This window comes from Bacillus sp. 1NLA3E, from assembly GCF_000242895.2.
In the GTDB taxonomy this organism is placed as follows: domain Bacteria; phylum Bacillota; class Bacilli; order Bacillales; family Cytobacillaceae; genus Bacillus_BU.
The window spans coordinates 433,056-457,191 of sequence record NC_021171.1; the positions used below are offsets into that span (position 1 = coordinate 433,056).

The following is a 24,136-nucleotide window of genomic DNA, read 5'->3' on the forward strand; positions in this document are numbered from 1 at the left end:
CAATGAGCTTAAAATCGCAACAACAAGGGCTAGTGCTTGTGTACACCGGAAATGGCAAGGGTAAAACAACTGCGGCGTTAGGTCTTGCGATTCGGGCAACTGGCCAGGGGAAGCGAGTAGTCATGATTCAATTCATTAAGTCACCTAATCGCATGTCTGGTGAGAAAACAATGTTTTCCAAAATCGGTATCGAAATGTATCAAGTCGGAATTGGATTTACATGGACGAAAACTCCTGAAGAGCATCGAGCGGCACTCCAAAAGGGGTGGGCATTCGCAAAGGAAAAGGCTTTTTCCGGCGAGTACGATGTAGTCATTTTAGATGAATTAAACAATGCCCTGGCAATCAATAGCTTTCCAGTCGAGGATGTTCTGCCATTACACGAGGTTGTTGAGTTAATCCAAAACCGCCCCCAGGCCATGCACCTCATCATTACTGGTCGGTCTGCTAAGGAAGAGATTATTGCAAATGCTGACTTAGTGACTGAAATGACAGAAATAAAGCATTATTACCAGGATGGGGTTCCAGCGGTGAAAGGAATTGAGTTTTAATGGCATGGATTGAGAAATATGGTCATGGCGGAGATCTTCTGACAGCACAAAGCGAATTCGGATTGGGATCTGCGCCTCGGTTAGATTTTAGTGCAAATATTAATCCACTGGGACCACCTCCACGGGTGATGCAGGCTCTCCGCGACCAACTTGATACGATCGTTCATTATCCGGACCCAGCCCAGCGCGGGTTAAGGACGAAACTTGCCCAAAGACTTGGGGCTATGGAAGAACAACTGGTTATTGGTAACGGAGCTGCGGAATGTATGGCATTAATTATTCTAGCGCTACAACCAAAAACAGTGGGTGTGGTGTATCCTTGTTTTTCCGAATATGAAAAACTATCAACTGCATTCGGTGCAAAAATAAAGGCATGTTATGGTAGGGTAGAGCACCAATTTAAACCGGAACTCGCCGATTTATTTGCTCTTTTTGGTGAAGTAGATCTCGCCTTTATCGGGCACCCGAATAACCCTACTGGGGTAACTTACAGTATAGATGAACTTGTGGAAATCGTTGAGCATGCTGAAAAGACAAGCACCTATTTAGTGATCGATGAAGCATTTATTGATTTTCTCCCGAACGGACAGCAAATTACCTTGCTTCCAAAATTAGCAAAATACAAAAATCTTATTATCGTCCGATCTATGACTAAGTTTTATGCGATTCCTGGGTTGCGTCTTGGATATGCTTTATCGCAGCCCGATATTATTTCAAGATTACAAGCAAAACAAGTAACGTGGAGTGTTAATCAGATGGCGCTTGTGGCTGGAGAAATTTGTTTGGATGAAATTGATTATGAAGCAAAGACAATATCTCTTATTACGGAACAACGGACCTTCCTTAAAAGTTCAATCGAAGAGAAGTTTGGTTGGTTTGTTTTTCCGGGACAAGCCAATTTTCTATTAGTACGATTACCGGAGTCGATTACTACCGGTGATCTCCAGTGGGAAATGGGCCAAAAAGGAGTCATGATTCGTTCCTGCTCGATGTATCCAGGGTTAAGTGATCATGATTTTAGGATTGCCGTTCGAACAAAGCAAGAAAATGATGAACTCCTTGCCGCTTTACAAGAAGTTGTTGAAGAGAGGAATTGGGGAAAATGTCGTTAACCTATATAACAGGAGGGGTCAGGTCTGGGAAAAGTGAGTTCGCTGAAAATCTAGCCACGAAGTTCGGTCGACCTGTTTTGTATGTTGCATTTGGAGTAAACACGGATAACGAAATGTTAGCCCGAATAAAGGCGCACCAACAACGCCGCCCGAATGATTGGGGTGTTATTGAAAAGCCGTATGAGCTTGTTTCTGCCTGCGCTAGGTACAGAGATTATGATGTCGTTTTAGTAGATTGTTTTTCAACTTGGCTGACAAATCGATGTATGAGGATTCCTGAGGAGGAACTTCATAACGGAAAACAGCGGCAGGATATTTTGAATGAGGTGACTGAATGGCTTTCTTTTGTTAAAAAAGCGCCTCAACAAATCATCGTCGTTTCCAGTGAGGTTGGTCTAGGAGGAGTAGCCATGTCGCCGTTAGGGCGATTTTTCCATGATACCCTTGGAAAATGCAATCAACTAATAGCACAAGAGGCAGATGAGGCCTACGCTGTGTTATCGGGGTTACCACTGAGGCTAAAGCCATGAGAGCATTCTTTGTCGCACTCATGTTTCTAACAAGAATTCCATTACCGCAACTCCAAACGTCTAAAACCGATTGGCATAAAAGTGCGGTATTTTTCCCATTGGTTGGTTTCGTGATTGGCGGATTATTGTATCTTGCCACACTGGGGCTAGAATTTCTATTTCCGACAACCGTCACAGCTTTCTTAGTTGTGCTTGTTTGGATTTGGGTGACAGGTGGTTTACATATTGACGGCTGGATGGATTTAGCCGACGGATTTGGGAGCAATCGCAGTCGGGAGCAAATATTAGAAATCATGAAAGACAGCCGAGTTGGGGCGATGGGCGTCATTGCCGGTATTTGTTTACTTGCCGGTAAATGGGTGGCAGTATATGAATTGTTGCGCCAGGGTTTAGCGATTATACTCCTAATCAGTCCTCTAGTCGCACGGCTATTGCTCATCATGGCCATCCGCTTTTTCCCATATCGTAAGCAAGGGGGAATTGGTGAGGGGCTTCGTACTTATTTATCTTTACCAATTATAATTTTGAATTTTACAACAATATCCGCAATGAGTTATTATTTACTAGATATAAATGGGATTCTTGTACTAGGATGTACGGCAATCTTTAGTGGGCTATTAGTCTTCAATATTTATAAAAAACTGGACATGCTCACAGGCGATTGTTATGGCGCGCTAATCGAGTGGAGTGAAGTTGTATTTCTGTTTGTGTCTTTAGCGATTTGGAGGGTAATGTAATGCAAATTATTTTTGTTAGACATGGACAAACGGATGAGAATGCTGCTAATCGTTATCTGGGACATACTGATCCTTCCTTAAACGACCTAGGAAGGCAGCAAATTGTAAATTTCACTAAGCAATTTCCGGTTTATTTTAGTGAAAATATTACCTCATTTTACTCTAGTGATTTAAAAAGAGCTCAAGAGACTGCACAAATTATTAGGACTAGTTTATTGCTCAATCCACCCACTCCAGTACCCTCACTTCGAGAGATGAATTTTGGGGACTGGGAGTGTATGACGTATGAACGAATCATGGAGACCAATCCAGTTCTAGTGACTTCTTGGGTCGATAATCCGTTTGAGGTTTCTCCTCCTAATGGTGAAACCCTGCTCGCTCTTGGGGCGCGTTTTGATACTTGGTTAAAACAGATATTGCATCAAGCAGGTGATGTTGAAAATATTTTAATTGTCTGTCATGGTGGTCCGATCCGGTGGTTTAGGAGTAAGTGGCTCCAGGGTGATCCAAAACAGTTTTGGAATATTGAAGGGATTAAACACGGGACTGGAATAGTCGTTCAATATGATAAGCAAACACAAGAGTTTAGTACAGTAAAGTTCGTTACATAGAAGTAAGTGATTGCGGGGAATAAAAAATGCAACCCTTCAAAAATAAGAATACCTATCAGTCTACTGTTTGGCCAGAGCTGCTGATTGAGAAAAAACAGGATTATCTGTTGTTTCACCATTCAACGCCACTGGAAACGATAAGCAGTGCGGTGTATGGTGGTGGAATGAAACAAGTTAGTCATTTTGTGAACTGGAAGGTTCCGCTCGATTATTCCTCAAGTGATCCAACAAAATTGATGGAACAAAAGCTAGCAGAATGGGGCTACCCTGTTACTTATTCACTTGGATTACAAACGGCAGCCTATATTCATATTGCATCGATTCAAGAGATGATTGGCGATGAGTTCCGCATCGTTTGTTGCGTGACGGCCGGGGTTGGAAATGCTGCTAAGGCTGGGAAAAAAAGAAAGACCTACTCAGCTTATGAGGTTGGAACGATAAATACGCTATTATTTATAGATAGCTGTCTCTCGCATTCAGCAATGGTAAATGGGATCATTACAGCCACAGAAGCGAAAACTGCAGCTTTGCAAGACTTAAATATTACTGATGAGGACGGAGATATTGCGACAGGAACTACTACTGATTCGGTAGTTTTGGCGGTAAGTCAAAACAAAGTGAAGTATCCTACTCATCAATACTCGGGTGTAGCAACATCAATTGGAAATGCAATTGGATGCCTTGTATATAATGCAACTTGTGAAGTAATAAGGAATTTGGAGGATTAGGTGATACGATGCTGTCTAATGCAATTTATATCTTTATAGCCTATTTAGTTGATCGAATCGTCGGTGATCCTCGAATATTATTACATCCCGTCGTGATCATTGGTAAAGGGATTAGTTTATTGGAAAGTTTGATTCGAAAGATTGTAAAACAAGAGAAATTTCTTAAGTTTGCAGGTCTGTTGTTCCCGTTAATCATAGTTGGTGGAACATATGTAATTGTTGAATTTATACTATATGTAGTTAGTTTTATTCATCCTTTGGCTGCTACTGCCTTAGAAATTTGGTTAATTTCAACAACCATTGCAACAAAAGGTCTTGGGGATGCCGGAATGGAAGTTTACCGATTTTTGAAAAATAAAGACATAGACAATGCCCGAAAGAGCTTAGCGATGATTGTCGGACGCGATACGGAGCAACTGGATGAAAGCGAGATTTCACGGGGAACAGTGGAAACAGTTGCAGAAAATATTGTTGATGCGATTATATCTCCTTTATTTTTTGCTCTTATTGGGGGTGCTCCTCTTGCAATGGCATACCGCGCTACAAATACTTTAGACTCAATGGTTGGGTATAAGAATGAGAAATATCAAAACCTTGGCTGGGCTTCAGCACGATTGGACGATGTGTTGAATTATATTCCAGCTCGATTTACAGCTATATTGCTTTTAGGTGCTTGTTGGTTGGAAAAATTAGCCGTGAGGAATGCATGGAGAATGATTAAACGTGATGCTAGGCTTCATCCGAGTCCAAATAGTGGGATCACAGAGGCTGGTGTGGCGGGTGCCTTAGGAGTGCAGCTTGGTGGAACCAATTTTTATCAAGGTATTGCCTCTAATCGGGCAAAAATGGGCGAACCAACCCGACTGCTTGAAGCGAATGATATTATTAAAACAGTAAAAATTATGAAACTTACTTCGATGCTTTGTACGGTTTTTTTTATCATCCTTTCATTGATATTTCATATTTACATAGGTTTAGGATAATTCGGGAGAACTGAGGTAATCTTTGTGCGTGTAGGAAAGGGAAGTTGTAATGGTACATTTGGAGAATTAATGCAAGGCATTCTTGATGAACGTCCCTTTTTAGTTTCTTTACCAATAAATGCATTAAAAAGTGATGCAACATTTATTCCTAATACCTCATATTCTCATGTGATTGGATCTCAGAAAAATATCAAAGCAATCGATGCATGTAATAGATTATTAAGGCTATTCCAAATAAAAGGTGGTGGTATCCTCACTATTGACTCAAATATAGAGCCCGGTAAAGGAATGGCAAGTAGTTCCGCTGACATCGTCGCGGCTATTCGTGCAACAGCCGATAGTTTCAATTTGAATATTACTGAAGAAATCATTTCGGCCATTGCAAGTAACATTGAACCAACCGATGCAGTGATGTATGAAGGTACAGTGGCATATGACTACATTAAAGGCAAATTAATTGAGAAGCTAGGAACACTGCCAGCACTCGGTTTAATTGGTTTGGATCTTGGAGGAGTCGTTGATACAATTCAATTTAATCAATTCCAAAAATCGTATGACCTGAGAGACAAGCGGAAATTTATGGAGGCATATGATCTCGTAAAGTTTGGTATAAAAAATAATGATCTATCTGCTATATGCTCTGCTAGCACAATTAGTGCACGTATTAACCAAAGAATTTTGCCTAAACAGCATTTTCTTGAATTTGAAAAAGTGGCAAATCTCCACGATGCTGGAATCATAGTTGGTCATAGCGGGACTGTTTTAGGAATAATATTTGATCCTGAAAGACCTAATATAGAGGAAGAATATTCGCGGATTTTAAAGGAAATATCAATAATTATTGATAATCCTAATATTTTACTACGTGTATAGAACAAGATTAAAAGGCTGCCAAAAATTCATGACAGCCTGTAAGCACCCCGTGTTTAAACAATGTTTTTGTTATACTTATTCCGCCTTTACATGCTTAAACACATTAATCGCGAACAAAATCCCACCTAAAACAACTGCTAAAGACGCCACAATTACCACGATAATAGCCGAATCATTATCAGTAATAATGGAATAGGCAAGCCCACCCTGCATAATCGGCACCCCTAGGTTATGCAACCAAAAGTGCGTGGTGGCAAGCTTCGTTTTCCCTGCCTCAGGATAAAAATGATAAATAGCGCCAAAAAGTGCCATCGAAACCCAGCCCAAAAGATTCAAATGAGCGTGGACTGAAGTTAACTCAAACTCGTGAATAATCCCCATAAAAATCCCAAGAATAATAGCGATTACAAAGTATACAACTGAAATCTTGATAAACCTCGCACCCATAATATTTCCCTCCTTTTGTGTTATGGAAAACATATGCATTACCATTTTATTAAACCGACATGATAAATATTACATTTTCACCATTAAGGTAATAAAAACAAAAGGCTCTTTTCTAAAAGATTGTTGTTTTTTAAATTGGTTTTGTGTAAAGAAAACCGCTGATAAAGAAGTTGATTGGAGCGGAAGGTGCGAGACTCCTGCGGGAGCAGCGGGACAGGTGAGACCCCACAGGCGCTTTAGCGCCGAGGAGGCTCACTGCCCGCCCCGCGGAAAGCGAGCAACCTGGAGCGGAAATCAACCACACTTCTCTTTTGGAAATAGCAATAAAGTATACGAAAAAAGCCAAACAAAAAAAGACTATGGAGAAATTTTTCGGATGTATGTTTCTCACATTCCTCATCATACTAAGCAGAGACAAGAAAGGAAGGATCATATGGGAAAATGGAACGAACAAGGTGCCCCAAATAACAATTTACATCCTCTGACAATCCAATCCTCGAATCTGGTAAATGGAGCGGAAGTCCTCCCAGTAACAGAAGAAAAATTGGCTTCAGGCAAAAAGGATCAAATCACCAAAAATCAGATAAAAAAGTAAAAAAGACGTCTGCTTCGGGAAAAGTCACCGGGGCAGACATCTTTTATTTTTCTGAAAATATGATTAAATAAAATTATGTAATAATATAGAAAAAACGGAATCGGATGTTAACCCAGGAGGGATATAGATGGAAGTCATCGATTTTCACTGTGACGCATTACTAAAGCTCTGGGAAGGGAAAGGTTCGTTAAGATTTGCTGACGCCCCAGTGCTCGATACGAATATAAACCGGTTAAAAAAAGGACGCGTGAAGGTACAGTGTTTTGCTATTTTTATTGAGCCAGAAATCAAACAAGAACAAAAATTCCAGGTTGTCCTTGAACAAGTAGATTATTTTTATCAGGAAGTGCTTGGAAGGAACCCGGAAATGAAACATATCAAAAAATGGACTGATTTTTATAAGTTGAAAGATGGGGAAATCGGGGCCATGTTAACCTTAGAAGGTGTGGATGCAATCGGCAATGATTTATCTAAGCTGCGTATCCTTTATCAACTCGGAATCAAATCGGTGGGTCTCACATGGAACACGGCTAATTTAGCTGCAGACGGAGCTGGTGAACCTCGCGGTGGGGGATTAACTCTGTTTGGAAAGGAGATTGTCCACCTCAATAATCAGCATCAGGTATTAACTGATGTTTCTCATCTTAGCGAGAAAGCATTTTGGGACGTGATGGAGCTATCCCGTTACCCAATTGCTAGTCATTCAAATTCTAAAGCACTTTGTAATCATCCAAGAAATTTAACAGATGAACAAGCAACTGAAATGTTTAGCAAGGGTGGAACGGTTCACGTGGTATATCACCCTCCTTTTATAAAAGAAAGCGGAATAGCGACCATTCCAGATCTTATAACCCATATTGATCATTTTTGCTCGCTTGGAGGAGTTAAACACATCGGTTTAGGCTCTGATTTTGATGGTATCAGTTCGTTTGTAAAAGATCTTGAGGATGCTTCAAAAACACAAAACTTGATTAATGAATTACTTAAGCATTTTAAGGAAGAAGAAGTTAGAGGCTTTGCTTACCAGAATTTCCTTGACCATCTTCCGCGAAAAGCATGAAATTTAAATAGGAGAGGGGAAAGCCATACAGGTATCCCTCTGTTTTTTTCGATAAAATAAAAATCTGATTTATTTGAAAAATAGGGAATAACCCTTCGGAATACCAGTTTTCCCGAAATCAAAGGTTATACCGTCAAACCGTATTATTGTACACCGAATGATTTATTATCTATTCTATAATGAAAGACCCATTTTTTTACATGCGTGTATTAAAAATGAATGCAGAGTTGAAATAGTAATCTGGTAATATACAAGCTTAGTAAAAGTAATGAGGGACAAAAACGATACATAAAATAACTTTGAAATATGTAACCCGGGGGAAAATATTATGTTCGAGGAACAATTAATAAAAAAGTCGTACTATGAAAATTTTCTGGAGCCTAATGATAACCGCCACCCTGTTCAGGTTCTTGGAGAAGTCTACATGAAAGAGCAAGCGGAAAAATTACCGGATTTATCCCAAATCCGTTTTGCACAGGGCGAAGTGTATTTCCGAGCAAAAGATTTTGAAACAGCTATTTTTAAATGGGAAAGCATAAATAATGAGCTAGAGCCTTGGGCCAAGAAGAACATGGCGGATGCCTATTTAGAGCTTGAATTATTCTCTACCGCCGAAGGGATTTATCAATCGATTATTACTGATTCTTTAATTCTTAATACTGAATTGGCCATTCAATTATTTTCACTTTTTATCCAAGAAGGTAAAGTTGAATCAGCTGTTCATATGATTAAACAAGCAGTATCCATTAATCCTGATTATCCGAATGTTTCTACTCTAGCCAGGATGTTTTTTGAAGAGCAGCAAGATTGGGAAAACGCACTTGATCTTGCTGTGAATGAAGTGATTCGAACGGAGAAAATGCAATGGGTTGATACGGTGATTGATTATATTGAAATGGGGCATACAAAGTCTGTGAAACCAGAATATTTTTCTGAAGTTTTGACGAAGGTAATGAACCTAGATAGCAATCGATTTGACCGGATGGCCTCCTCACTTTGGAAAAACTACAAACAGGAGAAAGTCTATTTTACCTGGCTCAAAGAGTTTAATCGTTTGTTTGAGAATAGCGAAATAGAGAAAAATGGTTTAGGGCAGGAACTATCTATTTTGTATCATGAGACCTATTTTTATTTGCTGGATGGAAAGTACTTAATCAAAGAGATTTCCGATTTCATCCCAAGCTTCCTTGCAAATTGGTTGAAAGTAGCAGATCCTGATCATATTTCTTTTGCCGCAGCAGCCCTATTAGCATGGAGTGAGGTATTCCCTTCAAGTATAAGTGGTGAGTTGGTTAATGAAGCAGAAAGCTCAATTTACCAATCTAAAAATAGTAAAACGATTTTAAAGGATAGTTTGGAACTTTTTAATACAATTGTCACCTGGGCAGAAGGTCAAGGTATTTTGGTAAGTCCCAAGCTAAAATGGATTATTGAAAAATTAGCGGACGTGAAAACTATGAACCTGTTAATTGCCGGCGATTCAGGAAATGGCAGGGCTACTTTCCTTCATAAAATCTTAGGTGAACCTTCTTTAGATGCAAATATATCAAATGTTATGTATACAAACCATGACATTGAGGGGAGTTATGAAATAAACGATTCAGAGTTAATAAAGGTTGCTTCATATAAAAGAGAGATAGATGAGTTAAGTGAACCGACTGGAGAAGCGAACTGGCGAGAAGTTCAGCTGTCAAATGTTTTTTTACGTGAAAATTCTTTAGCTTTGATCAATGCGCTTGACCTTAATGGAGGAAATAGCGAAGGTTTATATATGGCGGATAGCTTAGTGTTTTTAGTTAATGATAAAGAGCCGTTTACTGGAAATGATCGCGAAGTTTTTATCCAAATTCAAAATAACAAACCGGATCTGCCCGTCCATTTCTTGTTAATGAAAAGCAGTGAAGGAAAAACAGAAAATCTTACATCGATCATAAAAAATTATTTTCCAGCAGCTAAACTGTTCACGATCTCACTTAATGATACTGAATGGGGTGAACTTAACCATCTAGGTGAATTCTTAAAAGAGACAGTTTGCGAACAGCATCTAGAAGAAGAACGAGCAGGGAAAGTACTCATTTTTGTAAAGAAGCTAATCAGTTTACTGTTAGAAAAACGAGTAGAATTGGAAAATAGCTTAGTGAATTCAGTTAAATGGAATGAACAGATGAATGGAAAGTATAATGGGGCGATTCATCAACTGAGTGATTTAAAGTTGGAAAACATTCGAATGGTCAAAAATTCCTTCCAGAAAGCAAAGGAAGATATTCAGCATGAAGTGATTGATACGATTCCAAGGTTATTGAAGGAATGTTCTAGAGTCATAAATGAAAACAGTGATTTTCGGAAAATTCACCTTGAGTTAAATGAGGAAATGAATAGACGGATCGATTCGTACATGAAGGAAATTGTTCTTCCCAAATTCCATGACACACTTCAAGCGTGGATAGAGGAATCAAAAAATGAATTAATAAAAAGCCAAGCTTTCTTAGATGAGCTTGGAGATGCTTTTAATGTTTTGCTTGAAGAGGAGCGAATTCAGTTTTTTTGCGATTTAAAAGTGTTGGATGATTGGCGAAGAGATGTAACTAGAATGACAAGCAATGTGCATTTAGATAAAGTTAACATCTTGTTAAGGATGACTCCATCTCAGGTTTTACTAAAAAGTGCTGGGAAGTTTCTTGGGGTTCTTTCTCAAAATAAGTCGATGCTGTCAAACAAATATAAGAACTATATTGAACATGAAGATTACTATGAGATTGCGGTATCAATTGCTGCTAAGCTTATCCTCCAAATAGAACTATTTGAAAATGGATTAGAACGAGATATGACAATGTTTTTCCAAAATCCGAATGATGTCCTCGGTAAATTAGTGGAAGAAACGAATGAGGAGATTTCCGCTAATCGAAAATTATTAAAGGAAATGCGTTCTAATCCAGAAATTTACAATGATCCAATGACATTTTTCCAAATTAGATTGCGTCAGTATGAATGGGTTATGTTAGCCGGCAGTGAATTGCGTTATCAAAGACAATAAAACAAAAATCCCCGGATATAGAAATCCGGGGATTTTTGTTGAATAGTATATTTTTTTATTTATTTTGTTTTCCCTTATTTTCCTTCTGTTTTTGGCTAACTTCAGCGCTTTGGCCCTTAGGCTGCTCTTTTTTCTCGATATGCTCTTGCTGCTGGGCCTGCTTACCATGATCCTGCTCATTTTTGCTCACTTCAGATTGTACGACTGTATCCTCTTTAACTTCAGTGGAAGTAGTTGATTCAGGAAGTGTTGCGGAATCAATGCTTGTGTCTGTACTATCAGTTTGAACAGGATTTTCAACTGTGACGTCCGGACTCTCTGTTTGTGTTACAACTGGAGCATCTTCAGTTACTTGATTTTCATCTTCAACTTTGTGGTATTTTTTTTCAAGTTTAGCAATTTTTTTAGCGATTTTTGCGTATGTTTTATCGATATTTTTTTGTAAAGAAGCTCTTGCCTTGTCATTTCCAACATGCTCCATGGCAGCACTTAAAGCAGTAATATTATGTCTCAGTGTATCTTCAACCTCTGTATTTGAATTCTGCTCATCTGAAGCCTCTCCAACTGTTGCATTTGAATCTTGTGCAGTGTTTTCGTCAGTTGTTGTAGTAACATCATCCACTTTAGAGTCTTGGTCAATTGTTTCCGCAGGATTCGTTTCATCTACGATACTTTGTGAACTTTCAATGTATTCGATAGCTGCCTGAATAACTTTAAGTGCTTCAGCTTCTTTCCCTTCACCATATAAAGCACCAGCCTCTGCAAGACGCTCAGATGCATATGTGGCCATAAGTTCAGCTTCCTTTGAGTTATCAAAAGTAACTGCTAATTTAATTTTCTCAAAAGCAATTTTAGCAAAATAAAAGAAATCTCCAGGAATTACAGAAGGGGTTTCAGTTTGTGTACTTTCTAGTTGTGTTTGTACTGCTTGTAAATCAACGGTATCGTATGTTGCTGGATCCGTATTATTGTCATCAGCAAATGCTAATGAGGAAAAAGTGAAGGTGCTGGCTAGGACTATAGCTAAGGCCCCTTTAACAACTTTTTTAATTTCTTGGCTAGATATTATTTTCATTTTTACTCACCTCATAAGTTATTTTTGCGATCGCAACTTCCACTAAATGATTACGAAGCCCATTTAATTTTTGGGGGGGCAAGCAAAATAATTAATAAATAATCTGAAAAGGGTCAAGTCTGAGAAACCCTATAAAACCACCTTATTCCCCAGGAAATGACATTTTAAAACACTTAGTCGAAATGGAAGATTACCTCATAACCATCCAAAAATAGATACTACCAAATTACTAAAATAAAGAAGTTAAATATATAAACTATAGGTAAAAACAAAAACCTTCCAAATTTGCTAAAAATTTCGATATTGTTATCAACAAACGTTGGAAAAGTAGGTTAAAATGATCCTGCACAAATTAAAATATTCTTTTAAAATAGATTTTTTTATAAAAGAATACATAATTTGAAAACTCTTGAAAGGAGTTGGGCGAGAGGTTATTTGAAATGTTATGGACCAATTATTTAAAAAAGGAGGGGAATTGAATGAAACTTTCTTATAAACTGTTGTCGATGAGCGCAGCAGTGGCAATGTCTACAGGATTATTATATGGTGTCACTACTTCTACGAATCTACCTATAAACCAGAAAGCGGTTCATGCAGAATCCGCCTCAAAAGAAATCATTTTCCAAGCAAAATCAGGTTTTGATGCAAAAGATTATATTAAATCGATTGGCGGTTCAATTGAACAGGAAGTTGATTTGATCAATGGCTACATAGCAAGGGTTCCGGCAGATCGGCTTGATCAAGTTAAGGCACAGAATGGGATTACGAATGTAAGTGAAAGTCACCGAGTGGAATCAACCACCCAAAAAATTGGGGAAGACAATGTCATCGGGAAAGCACTTGGTCAAAGAAACACTCATAATGAATTAATTAAGGCAACTAATGTCCAATATACCGGAACTGGTGTAACAGTAGCTGTTTTAGATAGTGGTGTTGGAGCTATCAACGAACTAAATGTTACGAAATCTGTTGCTATTAATCCAGATGCGACAACGACTACTGATTTGTACGGGCATGGAACACACGTTGCTGGAATTATTTCCGGTGATAGTATCCATACAGGAGTTGCCCCTAACACAAATATTATCAGTGTTAAGCTTGGCACTGATGGTGGATATGTCGACGAAGTGGATCTACTATTAGGATTACAATGGGTTTTTGATTATAAAGATGAGTATAATATTAAAGTCGTTAATTTATCAGTTTCTTCAACCATCTCTCAATCTTACTTAGATAACCCTATTAGCGCAGCAGTTGAACAATTATGGTTAAATGGGGTAATTGTTGTTACAGCAGCAGGAAATGACCAATATAATCAAAGTGATATTAACTACGCTCCAGCAAATGACCCGTTTGTTATAACTGTTGGAGCATTGGATGGAGAAGGCGAATATTCAGCTAGTTTAACTAAGTTGGCTTCATGGTCGAAATTTGGAGTTACCCCAGAGGGTGTTACTAAACCAGAATTAAACGCTCCTGGAGTGGATATTGTTTCTTACCTATCATCAGAAACAGCCATCCTTGCGAAAGAACATCCAGAAGCTGTATATAATAACAATTATATTGAAATGAGTGGTACTTCAATGGCAGCACCAGTCATAACTGGGGCTATCGCGTTGTTACTGGAAGCAAATCCAGATTTAACACCAAACCAAATAAAATACTTGCTTACTCAAACTGCCCAACCGACTGCAACAGCTGGTTCGAATATTATTGATGTGGAAAAAGCAATTGGGTTAGCAAAGAATAAAGATTACTTAAATAATTTAAACCTTAGTAATTATAATAATTTTGAACAATCTCAATATATTAATCCTTCTGGAAATACAGTCGATTATTCAAAATTAAGTTGGCATAGTTTAGAATGGCTTAAATTAAGTTGGCATAATGTAGACTGGGCAAAACTGTCATGGAAATCTCAATGGGATTCAATAGGTCAATCTCTTAATAACTAAAATGTTTTGAAAAGCTGTCAGAATTCTTCTGACAGTTTTTTTATTGAATAATTATCTTGATAATGTCGAATTTTCTTTTATAATTATTATAAAAAGTAGTTACTATTAGTGATAGTATAAGAATAAAGTCGAATTTTGTTATTTTAGATAGAATATCGTTCTACCTAAAATAATTCAATTTCTGAAGGGAATGGGAGCATGACACTTAAAGCAAAGTTATATATTTTTGCTCATATTATATTAACTATATTAATATTCACCAATGTTATGTTCCGAGACTTTTCTTTTTCTTTTATTAAAATTTTGCCCTTATTTGTTTTTGGTTGTTTTCTTGAAGGTAAAAGTTTAATTGCTTTTTCTATTAAAGGCCAAGAAGTAAATATTTCAGCAGGGTCAGCGGTTATTTTAGCAGGGATAATTTTATTTAACCCTCTAGAAATAATTGTTTTTTCCTTCTTTTATGGCCTGGTAATTATTATATTTCCTCTTGTCAAAGACTTATATAAATTTGTATTTAATATCAGCCAAACAGTAAACATTACATATTTAAGTTATTTAGTCTGGGCTAACCTCCATGTAGAAAATACCAATCTGTTAAACCCTGAAAACATCGGTCCATTGTTGTTAACTATGTTTACCTTTGTTTTCCTAGATCTTATAACAATAGGGGCTGTAATATCCTTTGCTACAGGTGAAAAATTTAGAAATGTGCTCAAAGGTTCCTTGGATTGGGTCATTGTAAGCTATGGGTTGGTGGCATTTATCGGTCTCTTACTTGCGGTCGTTTATGACCTATTTTATATTTACGGACTAATCGGTTTTGTTTTGCCATTATTCTTAATGCGTTATAACATGTATTTGTTTAGTAAAGAAAAGGAAAAGCAAGTTGATCAACTCAAGGGCTTTAATGATCTTCTCAAAGAAAATAATGAACAGTTGTTACTTACCTTATCGCAGGTTATCGATGCAAGGGATAACAGCTTGTTTGGTCACTCAGCAAGTGTTTCCAAGTATGCCCTGGAAATTGGGAAACGATTAGGGGTCCCAGAAGAAGATCTTCACGATTTAAAAAGGGGAGCACTTATCCACGATATTGGAAAGCTGGCGATTAGTGAAAAAATTCTTCAAAAACCTGGTCCCTTGTCGGATATGGAGTTCAAAATTATTAAAACTCACACTCTAATCGGTGAAAGAATCATGAAGCAAACAAAAGGTATGGAAAAAGTTGCCGTTATAATCGGACAACATCATGAACATTACAATGGAGAAGGATACCCTCGTAAACTAAAAGGGGAGGAGATATTGTTAGAATCAAGAATTGTTACTCTTTGTGATTCAGTCGATACCATGCTTTCGACCAGGTCGTATAAAAAGGGTTGGAGCCTAGAAGAAGTAATGAAAGAGGTACAAAAATGTAGTGGAACCCACTTCGACCCACAGGTTGCAGAGGCCTTTATTGAAATCGCAAACGAAAAAGGTGCAGGCTTTTTCAAAAATTCAGCTGAGTTTGATCATGACAGGGTTTTGAAAAACCTTTTAATAAGACACGCTAAAGAAGTCGATTAGCTCCCCTGCATTTCCAACATACAATAAAATAATCCAGTAATTTAACAAAACAAAAATCCTCTAGTTTTAGGGGATTTTTGTTTGCGTGTAAGACTAGCTATTTTGAATACTCCTTAAAAGCTCATGAGCCTTATCACCAGCTAATACCGCCAAGTTCTCCCAGATTTCATCTCGCAAAATATCAATCTCAATTATTTTTTTTGCAAGGTCGATGGCCTCTTTCGTAATCATCTTAATTAACTCCCTTCTTTATATTTAGATTACATTCAAGATTTGATTAGAAAAAAGCGAAATGTGCTTTTAAAACAAATCATTTTTTACATTCATTTTGAAAGTTTTTATATTCATGGATTAACTCAGTTAATGTTAGTTTCTGAAGAACTTGGTCTGACTGCTTAAAGGCACCTGCTTGGATTAGCCTTTTAATAAATATATTTCGCACATTTTCCACTGCGTCACGTAAAAGAGGCATAATCAACACTTCCCTTTTGGATTATTAAGTGCATTGTATCGAAATACCAATGTAAACGCAGTTAATTTGTTAAATATCCTAACGGGGTTTTTATTTTTTGTTAGGAAATATAACATAGAGGTGTTAATTTTGTGAACATTCAGTTATAATTTGGTAAAAAACAGTTATCTGGGGTGAGATCAACCATGACCATGGAACCTTCGTATAAAAATAGAAAAGTCATAACAATTGGTGTAGTTAGCGAATTAACAGGTTTATCTGAGCGGCAAATTAGATATTACGAGGAACGAAAGTTGATTTTTCCAGAAAGGTCTGAACGGGGAAATCGAAAATATTCCTTTGATGATGTTGAGAAATTAATTGATATTGCCAATAAACGCGAGGAAGGAATTCAGACGAATGAAATCAGACAGGAAATGATAAGAGAAATGAAAAAAGAAGAAAATAGAAAGATACGTAAACAAATGATAAAAGGACAAATTAATGCTCGTTTTGGAATACAAAAAGAATAAATTGAAAATTGGAAAAATTATCACAGTATATTAAATACAGGGAATTGACCCCCAATAATAAATCACAGGAAATTAAGGTAAATACTATTATATCAAGTAATATAATAGTTTATTTTTAGAGATTTAGGTAAATAAACCATGGGGATTTAGGGGGAATCCTGATGGTTTTTATTTTGGAATAGTAGATTAGTAAAGTTTTTTTATGCGATATATTGAATAAATAAACAGGAGGAATTATAATAAACTATGTCGAATATAAAATGAATAATTAATTAAAATATTCAGTAATTGGGTGTGGGGATACAAAAGAAATTAGGGGGATTTTACAAATGAGAAAAAAATTAGTGCTCATGATTGTCATGTTATTTTCATTTTCGTTAATTCTATCAGCTTGTGGAACAAGTAAAGACAAAACGGATGACAAAGGGAATGGAGCTACAAAGACAAAGAAAACCCTCCGTGTTGTAACAGACGCTGCCTACGCACCTTTTGAATATATGGACAAGGGTAAAATTGTTGGTTTTGATGTTGATTTCGTTAATGCAGTTACAAAAGAAGCAGGGTATAAGGTAAATATCGAACACGTTGGCTGGGACCCTATTTTTGTGGAAATAGAGGGTAAACGTGCAGATTTCGCTGTTTCCGCTATTACTATAAATGATGAAAGAAAGCAAAGTTACGACTTTTCATCGCCCTACTTTTTATCAACAAATAAGATTTTGGTGAAACAAGGTAGTGATATTAAAAAAGCTGCGGATTTAAAAGATAAAAGAGTGGCCGTACAGAATGGAACAACTGGACAAGAAGCAGCTGAATCGATTTTAGGGAAAAATAATACAAACTTAAAGAAATTCGAAAATAATAACTTGGCTATAATGGAATTGAACAGCGGTGGTGCTGATGCAGTTGTAGCAGATAATACGGTTGTTGAGGAATATGCAAAGAACAATCCAAAGGACAAGCTAGTGGTAGTGGAGGATCCTGATGCATTTGCCGCAGAATTTTATGGTCTTATGTTACCAAAGGGTAGCAAATTAAAAACTGAAATTGATGATGCGATAAAAGCCGTTTTTGATAATGGAACTTATACAAAAATCTATAAACAATGGTTTGGAACTGAACCAGATTTAGAAAAACTACAAGCTCAAAAATAAGAATACGTCAATAATTTAAAGGTTAACAAAAATTGCGTAACTCTTAATAGGTGTTGCGCAATTTTGCGCTAAAAGGAGGGTGGAAAATGGATTTTAGAACAGACATCATTGTAGAATATGCTCCTTTCTTTTTTAAAGGAACGCTTCTAACAATCGGATTTTCATTGGCGGGGATATTTATTGGAACGGTTTTAGGCTTAATCATTGGGTTAGGGAAGATGATGAAAAATCAAATTCTAGCATTCCCGTTTAATCTTTACATAACTTTTTTTCGCGGGACGCCATTATTTGTTCAAATATTATTGATTCATTTCGGGGTTGTTCCTATTTTCACAGGGCAAACAAACGCTGTAGTTGCGGCCATTCTTGCCTTATCTTTAAATTCAGCTGCCTATATTTCGGAAATATTCCGTGCTGGAATCCAATCTATTGATAATGGCCAAATGGAAGCGGCACGCTCATTGGGTATGACCCATGTTCAAGCGATGAGATATGTGATATTGCCTCAAGCGATAAAAAGAATGATTCCGCCACTTGGAAATGAGTTTGTCACATTAATTAAAGAATCATCACTTGCTGCTGTTATTGCTGCACCAGAATTAATGTATTGGGGCCGTGCAATGGCTGGTCAGTATTATCGAGTGTGGGAGCCGTACCTGATGGCAGCCTTGATATACTTAGTATTAACTCTATCCTTAAGTTTCTTGCTAAACCGGGTTGAAAGAAGGTTGAATACAGAATGATTAAGGTGGAAAATTTAAAGAAATCCTTTGGAAATAATGAGGTTTTAAAAGATATAAATGTAACAATTAAGGAGAGAGAAGTGGTGGTGGTTATTGGACCATCTGGATCGGGAAAATCTACTTTTCTTAGATGTATTAACTTGCTTGAGTCAATTACAGGTGGACATATATTTATTAACGGTGTCGATCTAGCAGACAAGAAAACGGACATTAATAAAGTACGCACAGATGTAGGAATGGTTTTCCAACAATTTAACTTATTCCCTCATAAAAGTGTAATTGATAATATTACGCTTTCACCAATGAAGGTAAGAAATTTATCTAAAGAACAGGCACATGAAAAAGGGATGGAACTTCTTAAAAAAGTTGGATTGGAAGATAAAGAAAAAGCCTTTCCAGATTCACTATCTGGTGGTCAAAAACAACGTGTTGCCATAGCAAGAGCCTTGGCAATGGAACCAAAAATTATGCTGTTTGACGAACCTACGTCTGCACTTGATCCAGAAATGGTAGGAGAAGTTCTTGATGTTATGAAAAAGCTTGCTAAAACAGGCATGACAATGGTCGTTGTTACCCATGAAATGGGTTTTGCTCGTGAGGTGGGGGACCGTGTCCTCTTTATGGATGGCGGATATATTGTTGAAGAAAATGTACCAAATGAATTATTTGAAAATCCACAGCAGGAAAGAACAAAGGCCTTCTTGAGCAAGGTATTGTAAATTATTTAGACATATCAATTTTATTTTTAAATGAAGGGATTGGTGAATGACGCCAGTCTCTTTTTTTTATAGATGGAGATAAGGAAAAGCTCTTGATTAACAAGGAAATAACTGTGGAAATAGGAGGAAGTGTTTAAAACTCCAGTAAAAATATGTAAATTATTTGAGTGGAAGGAACTAATTGTGACATATTTTAGAATTTTAATACAATTATTGGATAAAAATATTTTTTGATTTCAAAGAATTGCTTGATTAGACAGAATCCTACAACTATCATTTGATTTGAGTGATAAATATCACTAAATTCAGAACTTGGGAGGGTTTTGTAAAGTGAACAAACAATTTTTTAAAAAGAAAACGGCAAAACGGAGAAGTTTTATGGCAATGAAAGTCATTGCCCTTCTCGCAACAACAACTTTGGCCCTTGCGCCAATAAACACATCGGCTTCATTATTAGGTGGAGGTTTAACGTCTGAACTTACTGGAACAGTATCTCAGGTGACTGGAGCAGTATCAGGTACAGTGGGGGCTGTATCAGGTGTTGTATCAAGTGCAGTGACAAATCCAGTTGGTACGGTAGCGAGTGCAGTAACAAATCCGGTTGGAACAGTTACTAGTGTAACGCAACCAGCAGTACAGGCTGTAGGTGGCGTAGTATCAGGTGTAACTTCGACTGTGGATTCAGTAGTACCAGGAGGTTTACCTGTATCTGTGCAACCAGATGGTACAGGCGTTAAAGTAACAACACCTGTGGGAAATGTTGGTGTTTTAAATCCGGGAGTGTCTGTGACAACGCCAGTAGGGAATGTTGAAGTATTAAATCCTGGAGTTAAAGTTGAAATCCTACCAAACGGCACGGGTGGTCAAGCTGGGACTTCAGGTCTTGTAAATGCAACTGTAATAAGTAATCAAAAATTAACTGGGTCACCATCAAAATTGGATTCAAAATCAAAAGAAATCACCTTAAATTATAGTGCTGATGCAACCTTAAACCTGGATGTACTGGGAGATTTAAAAGTTGTATTTAAAATGCCAGAAGAATTTAAAGATTTATTAAATGATCCAAACTTTAAAAAGTCATTAACCGCATCTTATAATGCTCCAGGGTTAACAGTACTTGGAATACCTGTATTAGAAAGTAAAGGAACTTTTTCTGCTAAGGAAATTCATGTTGATACAGCTACCAATAGTGTTTACATGAATTATAAAGATCTTCTTTCTGTAGCAGTATTATCACCGACCGCATTTAATTTTAAGTTACAGATTGCACTAGATAAGTTACCTTGTGCTGCAGACAATGAGTATACCTTTAATGCTTATACGTCTAATGCATTTATTGACGTTTCAGTATTAGAATCACAAGCTGCTTCACTCCATGTACCAGTTGAGTTTGTAAAAGGTGCTTGCACTGGAGGAAATGGTACTGGGGACAACGGTAATAATGGTGGCGGAAGTAATGATGGAAATGGAAGTTCAGGTGAGAATTCAAATCAACCTGGTAAGTCCGGTGGAAATTTAGATACAAAATCAGATAGTGTGATTGGTGGATTAGGGAATATTCTACCAATTACTGGTACCAATTTAGGTAATATTGCTCTAGTTGGTTTATTAACACTTTTACTAGGGTTAGCCATAAAATATATTGGATTTAAGAAAATGACAAATTAATATTAATAGATACCCACATGATATGTGTGGGTATTTTTTTTGGAAAAATAAAAATGTATTGATAAATGAGGACCTGTTTACAATTTCTTCTAAAAGTATTTTATAATAATATTATGAAGTGGAAAAAGGAGTTCGGAGTTTGCTGAAACTGACAAACGGAACTTTTTTGGATGATAATTACAAGGACCTATTGATGCAGGAGGGAATGTTGAATGAGAATTTTAGTTGTTGGTGCAGGGGCAATTGGCGGCTATTTTGGCGGCCGTTTAATGGAAAAGGGTGAGGATGTCACATTCCTTGTGAGAGCAAAGAGGAAACAACAGCTTGAGGAAACGGGGCTTATTGTTGAGAGTGTAAATGGAAATATCAATCTTCAGGTAAAAACTGTCGACGCGAGGGATGATGCAGGCCATTTCGATGTCATCTTTCTTTCAACAAAGGCCTACCATTTACAGGGTGCCATCGATAATATTCGTCCATTTGTTGGAGACGAGACGATGATCGTTCCCCTTCTAAATGGCATTAATCATATTGAAAAATTAATTGAAGAATTTGGTTCAGAAAAAGTTCTCGGCGGTTTATGTTTTATTGAAACCACTCTTAATAGCAATGGAAAAGTCATTCAGACTAGTCCAGCACATGACTTAATGTTTGGGGAACGCAATGGAGAAGTAACAGAGCGTGTGAGGAAACTAGAAAAAACGCTCAGTGGAACAAAGGCTAATATCCGTTTAAGTCATACCATTATCCAAGATATGTGGCATAAATATATGTTCATTACCGCGGTGTCTGGAATTACAACGTTGATGCGGGCACCAATCGGACCAATTCGAGATGAAACAGGTGGTCAGAAGACCATCTCAAATCTTTTAAATGAGATTACAAAAATTATGCTCAAAATTAAAGCACCTATCGCTGAAAGTATTGAAGCAATTCAATTGGAAAAAATGAACGGGTTGGGTTATTCGATGAAATCCTCCATGCAAAGGGATATGGAAAAGAAAATGCCGATTGAAGCAGATCATTTACAGGGTTACTTACTTAAGCTGGCAAAAGAATATGAGATTCAAGTACCAGTTTTAGAAGTTGTTTATGCAAATTTGAAAATATACGAGAGTCAGTTAGGTCAAGAATAACAAGCAAAGTGGCTGACTCGAGGGTACGATCATAATATGAACCAACTATTACGAGAAAAGGCTGTTTTCTGTGAACAGCTTTTTTTTTTTTGAAAGGCTGTTTTCGTAAACTTTGTTGCTATTTATTTATTTGAGGAGGGGCGGATTTCCGCTCCAGGTGCTCGCTTTCCGCGGGGCGGGCGGTGAGCCTCCTCGGCGTTACGCCTGCGGGGTCTCACCTGTCCCGCTACTCCCGCAGGAGTCGAGCACCTTCCGCTCCAATCAGCTTCATTTTAATAGTATGCATTCAAAACTCGTTCAAAAACACAATCTTTTAGAAAACAGTCTTTTGAAAAAAAGTGTCAAGTACTGTCGATGTTTATATCTAAAGTTTTCTAAAAAATCAGTCTTATTTAATGTACAATAAACAGTAAGCGCTATCTTTGGCTAAATGGAGGGTAGTTAATCATCGTAATCATGGAATCTACCTTTCATCCTTTCCAAGCAGATAGAAGAACTTTTATACAAAGGGAGACAAAAGCCAATGTTATCAGGTGTAAGAATATTAGACTTTACAAACTATATTCCGGGTCCTTTTGCAACCCTAAGATTAGCAGAGTTAGGTGCAGATGTCATAAAAGTAGAGTCATTAGCAGGGGATCCGGCGCGAACAACTGGAGTCGAGGCGGGTGAAGTTGGTCCAGTATTTAGAGCGATGAACCGTGGAAAAAGAAGCATTTCCATAAATTTAAAGAAAAAAGCAGGTAGAGAAATTGCCATCCAATTAATAAAAAAATCAGATGTGCTGATTGAAAGCTTCCGTCCTGGTGTAATGGAGAAGTTTGGCCTAGGTTATGAAACTGTAAAAGGGATAAAACCTGATCTGGTATACTGTTCGATTTCCGGGTATGGCCAGCAAGGATACTTGAGTAAATTAGGTAGTCATGATATTAATTATTTGGCATTAAGTGGCGTTCTAGCTCAATTAAAAGGAGAAAGTGGTGCTCCTACCCATCCAACGATTACATTCGCAGACTATTTTGGTTCATTTGCCGCAAATGAAAGAATCCTAGCCGGTTTGGTCTCGAAAAATCTTACCGGAAAAGGAAGCTATCATTCTATCTCTATTACAGATGTGATGACTTCTCTAATGGGAAATCATGCAATCGTCGCAGCGGAGACTGGTTATCAAAATGGACTTTCAGTATTAAACGGTAACATCATCTCCTATGCACTTTATAGAACAAAGGATCAGCGATATGTGAGTTTAGGAGCATTGGAACTTAAGTTTTGGCACAATTTCTGCCTAGCAGTCCACCGAGAGGATTGGGTTGCTGCCCATTTTTCCAGAACTGATGATAGTAATTCCGTCTATCTAGAGCTCAAGGAATTATTTCAACAAAAGACACTTGAAGAATGGATTATATTTAGCCGGGATGTAGATTGTTGTCTTGCACCTGTCTTGGAAGTAAGTGAGGTAAAAGGATACATAAATGACCTTGTGTATACTTCTTCTTGGGGTGATGAGCAAATTTTGATGCATGGCGATCTGACCTCGGACCACGAGCAGAATGTTCAGCAGGAACACAGACAATCCTCACAACAAACTCTAAAACGAACGGCTCAAACTGCTCCACCTCTTTTAGGTGAACATAACGTTAATATTTTAAAGGAGTTATTAAATATAACAGATGATCAAGTGGAAAAATTAAGGGGAAAGGGAATTATATAAACGAGGAAGTTGTTATCTTATCATAAGCAAGCACGATCTGAACAATCAAAACCTTGGACTGTCGATTGATTTATCGACAGTATTTTTTTTATGAAAAAAAAGTGGAGCACCAATCAGTTGTGTACTTGGTTGTTGTTGAACCATTGAAACTCGGCTACACTAGT

The 24,136-nt window shown here is 37.4% G+C and carries 24 protein-coding genes; 20 read left to right on the forward strand and 4 right to left on the reverse strand.

What is annotated here, in order from left to right; all coding sequences use genetic code 11:
- Nucleotides 1-2: 2 nt before the first annotated feature.
- Genes cobO through B1NLA3E_RS02295 form a run of 8 tightly spaced genes read left to right on the forward strand, consistent with a single transcriptional unit; the run spans nucleotide 3 to nucleotide 6,125 of the window.
- Complete coding sequence (cobO, locus tag B1NLA3E_RS02260) at nucleotides 3-551, forward strand: cob(I)yrinic acid a,c-diamide adenosyltransferase (RefSeq protein WP_015592240.1); 549 nt, start codon at nucleotides 3-5, stop codon at nucleotides 549-551.
- Entirely contained in the window at nucleotides 551-1,663 is a 1,113-nt protein-coding gene (cobD, locus tag B1NLA3E_RS02265; protein WP_015592241.1) for a threonine-phosphate decarboxylase CobD, read from the forward strand. Before cobO ends, cobD begins: the two co-directional genes overlap by 1 nt.
- Nucleotides 1,654-2,193: a bifunctional adenosylcobinamide kinase/adenosylcobinamide-phosphate guanylyltransferase gene (gene cobU, locus B1NLA3E_RS02270; RefSeq protein WP_015592242.1), complete on the forward strand. Its 540-nt coding sequence runs from the start codon at nucleotides 1,654-1,656 to the stop codon at nucleotides 2,191-2,193. The genes cobD and cobU overlap by 10 nt, the downstream gene beginning before the upstream one ends.
- Nucleotides 2,190-2,930 carry an adenosylcobinamide-GDP ribazoletransferase gene (gene cobS / locus B1NLA3E_RS02275; protein WP_015592243.1) on the forward strand — a complete coding sequence of 247 codons (741 nt, stop codon included), beginning with the start codon at nucleotides 2,190-2,192 and terminating at the stop codon, nucleotides 2,928-2,930. The genes cobU and cobS overlap by 4 nt, the downstream gene beginning before the upstream one ends.
- The gene (locus B1NLA3E_RS02280) at nucleotides 2,930-3,541 is read left to right on the forward strand and encodes a histidine phosphatase family protein (RefSeq protein WP_015592244.1); all 612 of its coding nucleotides are present in this window, start codon (nucleotides 2,930-2,932) and stop codon (nucleotides 3,539-3,541) included. Before cobS ends, B1NLA3E_RS02280 begins: the two co-directional genes overlap by 1 nt.
- Before the next feature lie 26 nt (nucleotides 3,542-3,567).
- Nucleotides 3,568-4,269: an adenosylcobinamide amidohydrolase gene (locus tag B1NLA3E_RS02285; protein WP_015592245.1), complete on the forward strand. Its 702-nt coding sequence runs from the start codon at nucleotides 3,568-3,570 to the stop codon at nucleotides 4,267-4,269.
- 8 nt (nucleotides 4,270-4,277) lie between these two features.
- Nucleotides 4,278-5,252: an adenosylcobinamide-phosphate synthase CbiB gene (gene cbiB, locus B1NLA3E_RS02290; protein ID WP_015592246.1), complete on the forward strand. Its 975-nt coding sequence runs from the start codon at nucleotides 4,278-4,280 to the stop codon at nucleotides 5,250-5,252.
- A gap of 24 nt (nucleotides 5,253-5,276) precedes the next feature.
- Entirely contained in the window at nucleotides 5,277-6,125 is an 849-nt protein-coding gene (locus B1NLA3E_RS02295; protein ID WP_051120115.1) for a GHMP family kinase ATP-binding protein, read from the forward strand.
- Nucleotides 6,126-6,200: 75 nt separating this feature from the next.
- On the opposite strand, the gene B1NLA3E_RS02300 is transcribed toward B1NLA3E_RS02295, so the two are convergent.
- Nucleotides 6,201-6,572 (reverse strand): hypothetical protein, encoded by a 372-nt coding sequence (locus B1NLA3E_RS02300; RefSeq protein WP_015592248.1) that lies wholly within the window; start codon nucleotides 6,570-6,572, stop codon nucleotides 6,201-6,203.
- Between the two features lie 433 nt (nucleotides 6,573-7,005).
- On the opposite strand from B1NLA3E_RS02300, the gene B1NLA3E_RS25130 reads away from it, so the two are divergent.
- From B1NLA3E_RS25130 to B1NLA3E_RS02315, 3 genes are all read left to right on the forward strand, one after another.
- Nucleotides 7,006-7,167, forward strand: a complete 162-nt coding sequence (locus tag B1NLA3E_RS25130; RefSeq protein ID WP_187292143.1) for a hypothetical protein — start codon at nucleotides 7,006-7,008, stop codon at nucleotides 7,165-7,167.
- Between the two features lie 127 nt (nucleotides 7,168-7,294).
- The gene (locus tag B1NLA3E_RS02310; RefSeq protein WP_015592250.1) at nucleotides 7,295-8,227 is read left to right on the forward strand and encodes a dipeptidase; all 933 of its coding nucleotides are present in this window, start codon (nucleotides 7,295-7,297) and stop codon (nucleotides 8,225-8,227) included.
- Nucleotides 8,228-8,555: 328 nt separating this feature from the next.
- Nucleotides 8,556-11,261 carry a tetratricopeptide repeat protein gene (locus tag B1NLA3E_RS02315; RefSeq protein WP_015592251.1) on the forward strand — a complete coding sequence of 902 codons (2,706 nt, stop codon included), beginning with the start codon at nucleotides 8,556-8,558 and terminating at the stop codon, nucleotides 11,259-11,261.
- A gap of 55 nt (nucleotides 11,262-11,316) precedes the next feature.
- On the opposite strand, the gene B1NLA3E_RS02320 is transcribed toward B1NLA3E_RS02315, so the two are convergent.
- A complete protein-coding gene (locus B1NLA3E_RS02320) occupies nucleotides 11,317-12,336 on the reverse strand; it encodes a DUF5667 domain-containing protein (protein ID WP_015592252.1) in 1,020 nt (339 codons plus the stop codon).
- Between the two features lie 479 nt (nucleotides 12,337-12,815).
- Here B1NLA3E_RS02320 and B1NLA3E_RS02325 point away from each other — a divergent pair, with 479 nt between their 5' ends.
- Nucleotides 12,816-14,291, forward strand: a complete 1,476-nt coding sequence (locus tag B1NLA3E_RS02325) for a S8 family peptidase (protein WP_015592253.1) — start codon at nucleotides 12,816-12,818, stop codon at nucleotides 14,289-14,291.
- Between the two features lie 198 nt (nucleotides 14,292-14,489).
- Nucleotides 14,490-15,857 carry an HD-GYP domain-containing protein gene (locus B1NLA3E_RS02330; protein WP_015592254.1) on the forward strand — a complete coding sequence of 456 codons (1,368 nt, stop codon included), beginning with the start codon at nucleotides 14,490-14,492 and terminating at the stop codon, nucleotides 15,855-15,857.
- A 93-nt stretch (nucleotides 15,858-15,950) separates the two neighbouring features.
- On the opposite strand, the gene B1NLA3E_RS25135 is transcribed toward B1NLA3E_RS02330, so the two are convergent.
- Nucleotides 15,951-16,088 (reverse strand): hypothetical protein, encoded by a 138-nt coding sequence (locus tag B1NLA3E_RS25135; protein WP_015592255.1) that lies wholly within the window; start codon nucleotides 16,086-16,088, stop codon nucleotides 15,951-15,953.
- Nucleotides 16,089-16,167: 79 nt separating this feature from the next.
- Nucleotides 16,168-16,329, reverse strand: coding sequence for a Fur-regulated basic protein FbpA (locus tag B1NLA3E_RS23490; RefSeq protein ID WP_015592256.1), 162 nt, complete (start codon nucleotides 16,327-16,329; stop codon nucleotides 16,168-16,170).
- Between the two features lie 185 nt (nucleotides 16,330-16,514).
- On the opposite strand from B1NLA3E_RS23490, the gene B1NLA3E_RS02335 reads away from it, so the two are divergent.
- The 7 genes from B1NLA3E_RS02335 to B1NLA3E_RS02365 all read left to right on the forward strand — a co-directional run bounded on the left by B1NLA3E_RS02335 (nucleotide 16,515) and on the right by B1NLA3E_RS02365 (nucleotide 23,972).
- The gene (locus B1NLA3E_RS02335; protein ID WP_015592257.1) at nucleotides 16,515-16,841 is read left to right on the forward strand and encodes a MerR family transcriptional regulator; all 327 of its coding nucleotides are present in this window, start codon (nucleotides 16,515-16,517) and stop codon (nucleotides 16,839-16,841) included.
- Between the two features lie 329 nt (nucleotides 16,842-17,170).
- Complete coding sequence (locus tag B1NLA3E_RS02340; RefSeq protein WP_015592258.1) at nucleotides 17,171-17,995, forward strand: basic amino acid ABC transporter substrate-binding protein; 825 nt, start codon at nucleotides 17,171-17,173, stop codon at nucleotides 17,993-17,995.
- Nucleotides 17,996-18,081: 86 nt separating this feature from the next.
- On the forward strand, nucleotides 18,082-18,738 hold the full coding sequence (locus tag B1NLA3E_RS02345; RefSeq protein ID WP_015592259.1) for an amino acid ABC transporter permease: 657 nt from the start codon (nucleotides 18,082-18,084) through the stop codon (nucleotides 18,736-18,738).
- The gene (locus tag B1NLA3E_RS02350) at nucleotides 18,735-19,457 is read left to right on the forward strand and encodes an amino acid ABC transporter ATP-binding protein (RefSeq protein ID WP_015592260.1); all 723 of its coding nucleotides are present in this window, start codon (nucleotides 18,735-18,737) and stop codon (nucleotides 19,455-19,457) included. Before B1NLA3E_RS02345 ends, B1NLA3E_RS02350 begins: the two co-directional genes overlap by 4 nt.
- Nucleotides 19,458-19,787: 330 nt before the next feature.
- Complete coding sequence (locus B1NLA3E_RS02355; RefSeq protein WP_015592261.1) at nucleotides 19,788-21,125, forward strand: hypothetical protein; 1,338 nt, start codon at nucleotides 19,788-19,790, stop codon at nucleotides 21,123-21,125.
- Nucleotides 21,126-21,337: 212 nt separating this feature from the next.
- A complete protein-coding gene (locus tag B1NLA3E_RS02360) occupies nucleotides 21,338-22,261 on the forward strand; it encodes a ketopantoate reductase family protein (protein ID WP_015592262.1) in 924 nt (307 codons plus the stop codon).
- A gap of 523 nt (nucleotides 22,262-22,784) precedes the next feature.
- Complete coding sequence (locus tag B1NLA3E_RS02365) at nucleotides 22,785-23,972, forward strand: CaiB/BaiF CoA transferase family protein (protein WP_015592263.1); 1,188 nt, start codon at nucleotides 22,785-22,787, stop codon at nucleotides 23,970-23,972.
- Nucleotides 23,973-24,136: the final 164 nt, after the last annotated feature.

Bases quoted from the DNA above. Each gene is read 5' to 3' on its own strand.
- cobD (WP_015592241.1), top strand. From the start codon at position 551: ATGGCATGGATTGAGAAATATGGTCATGGCGGAGATCTTCTGACAGCA.
- B1NLA3E_RS02335 (WP_015592257.1), top strand. From the start codon at position 16,515: ATGACCATGGAACCTTCGTATAAAAATAGAAAAGTCATAACAATTGGT.
- B1NLA3E_RS02310 (WP_015592250.1), top strand. From the start codon at position 7,295: ATGGAAGTCATCGATTTTCACTGTGACGCATTACTAAAGCTCTGGGAA.
- B1NLA3E_RS02280 (WP_015592244.1), top strand. From the start codon at position 2,930: ATGCAAATTATTTTTGTTAGACATGGACAAACGGATGAGAATGCTGCT.
- B1NLA3E_RS02285 (WP_015592245.1), top strand. From the start codon at position 3,568: ATGCAACCCTTCAAAAATAAGAATACCTATCAGTCTACTGTTTGGCCA.
- B1NLA3E_RS02345 (WP_015592259.1), top strand. From the start codon at position 18,082: ATGGATTTTAGAACAGACATCATTGTAGAATATGCTCCTTTCTTTTTT.
- B1NLA3E_RS02350 (WP_015592260.1), top strand. From the start codon at position 18,735: ATGATTAAGGTGGAAAATTTAAAGAAATCCTTTGGAAATAATGAGGTT.
- B1NLA3E_RS23490 (WP_015592256.1), bottom strand. From the start codon at position 16,329: ATGCCTCTTTTACGTGACGCAGTGGAAAATGTGCGAAATATATTTATT.
- B1NLA3E_RS25135 (WP_015592255.1), bottom strand. From the start codon at position 16,088: ATGATTACGAAAGAGGCCATCGACCTTGCAAAAAAAATAATTGAGATT.
- B1NLA3E_RS25130 (WP_187292143.1), top strand. From the start codon at position 7,006: ATGGGAAAATGGAACGAACAAGGTGCCCCAAATAACAATTTACATCCT.
- B1NLA3E_RS02340 (WP_015592258.1), top strand. From the start codon at position 17,171: ATGAGAAAAAAATTAGTGCTCATGATTGTCATGTTATTTTCATTTTCG.
- cobU (WP_015592242.1), top strand. From the start codon at position 1,654: ATGTCGTTAACCTATATAACAGGAGGGGTCAGGTCTGGGAAAAGTGAG.
- B1NLA3E_RS02365 (WP_015592263.1), top strand. From the start codon at position 22,785: ATGTTATCAGGTGTAAGAATATTAGACTTTACAAACTATATTCCGGGT.
- B1NLA3E_RS02320 (WP_015592252.1), bottom strand. From the start codon at position 12,336: ATGAAAATAATATCTAGCCAAGAAATTAAAAAAGTTGTTAAAGGGGCC.
- B1NLA3E_RS02315 (WP_015592251.1), top strand. From the start codon at position 8,556: ATGTTCGAGGAACAATTAATAAAAAAGTCGTACTATGAAAATTTTCTG.
- B1NLA3E_RS02330 (WP_015592254.1), top strand. From the start codon at position 14,490: ATGACACTTAAAGCAAAGTTATATATTTTTGCTCATATTATATTAACT.
- B1NLA3E_RS02360 (WP_015592262.1), top strand. From the start codon at position 21,338: ATGAGAATTTTAGTTGTTGGTGCAGGGGCAATTGGCGGCTATTTTGGC.
- cbiB (WP_015592246.1), top strand. From the start codon at position 4,278: ATGCTGTCTAATGCAATTTATATCTTTATAGCCTATTTAGTTGATCGA.
- cobO (WP_015592240.1), top strand. From the start codon at position 3: ATGAGCTTAAAATCGCAACAACAAGGGCTAGTGCTTGTGTACACCGGA.
- cobS (WP_015592243.1), top strand. From the start codon at position 2,190: ATGAGAGCATTCTTTGTCGCACTCATGTTTCTAACAAGAATTCCATTA.
- B1NLA3E_RS02325 (WP_015592253.1), top strand. From the start codon at position 12,816: ATGAAACTTTCTTATAAACTGTTGTCGATGAGCGCAGCAGTGGCAATG.
- B1NLA3E_RS02300 (WP_015592248.1), bottom strand. From the start codon at position 6,572: ATGGGTGCGAGGTTTATCAAGATTTCAGTTGTATACTTTGTAATCGCT.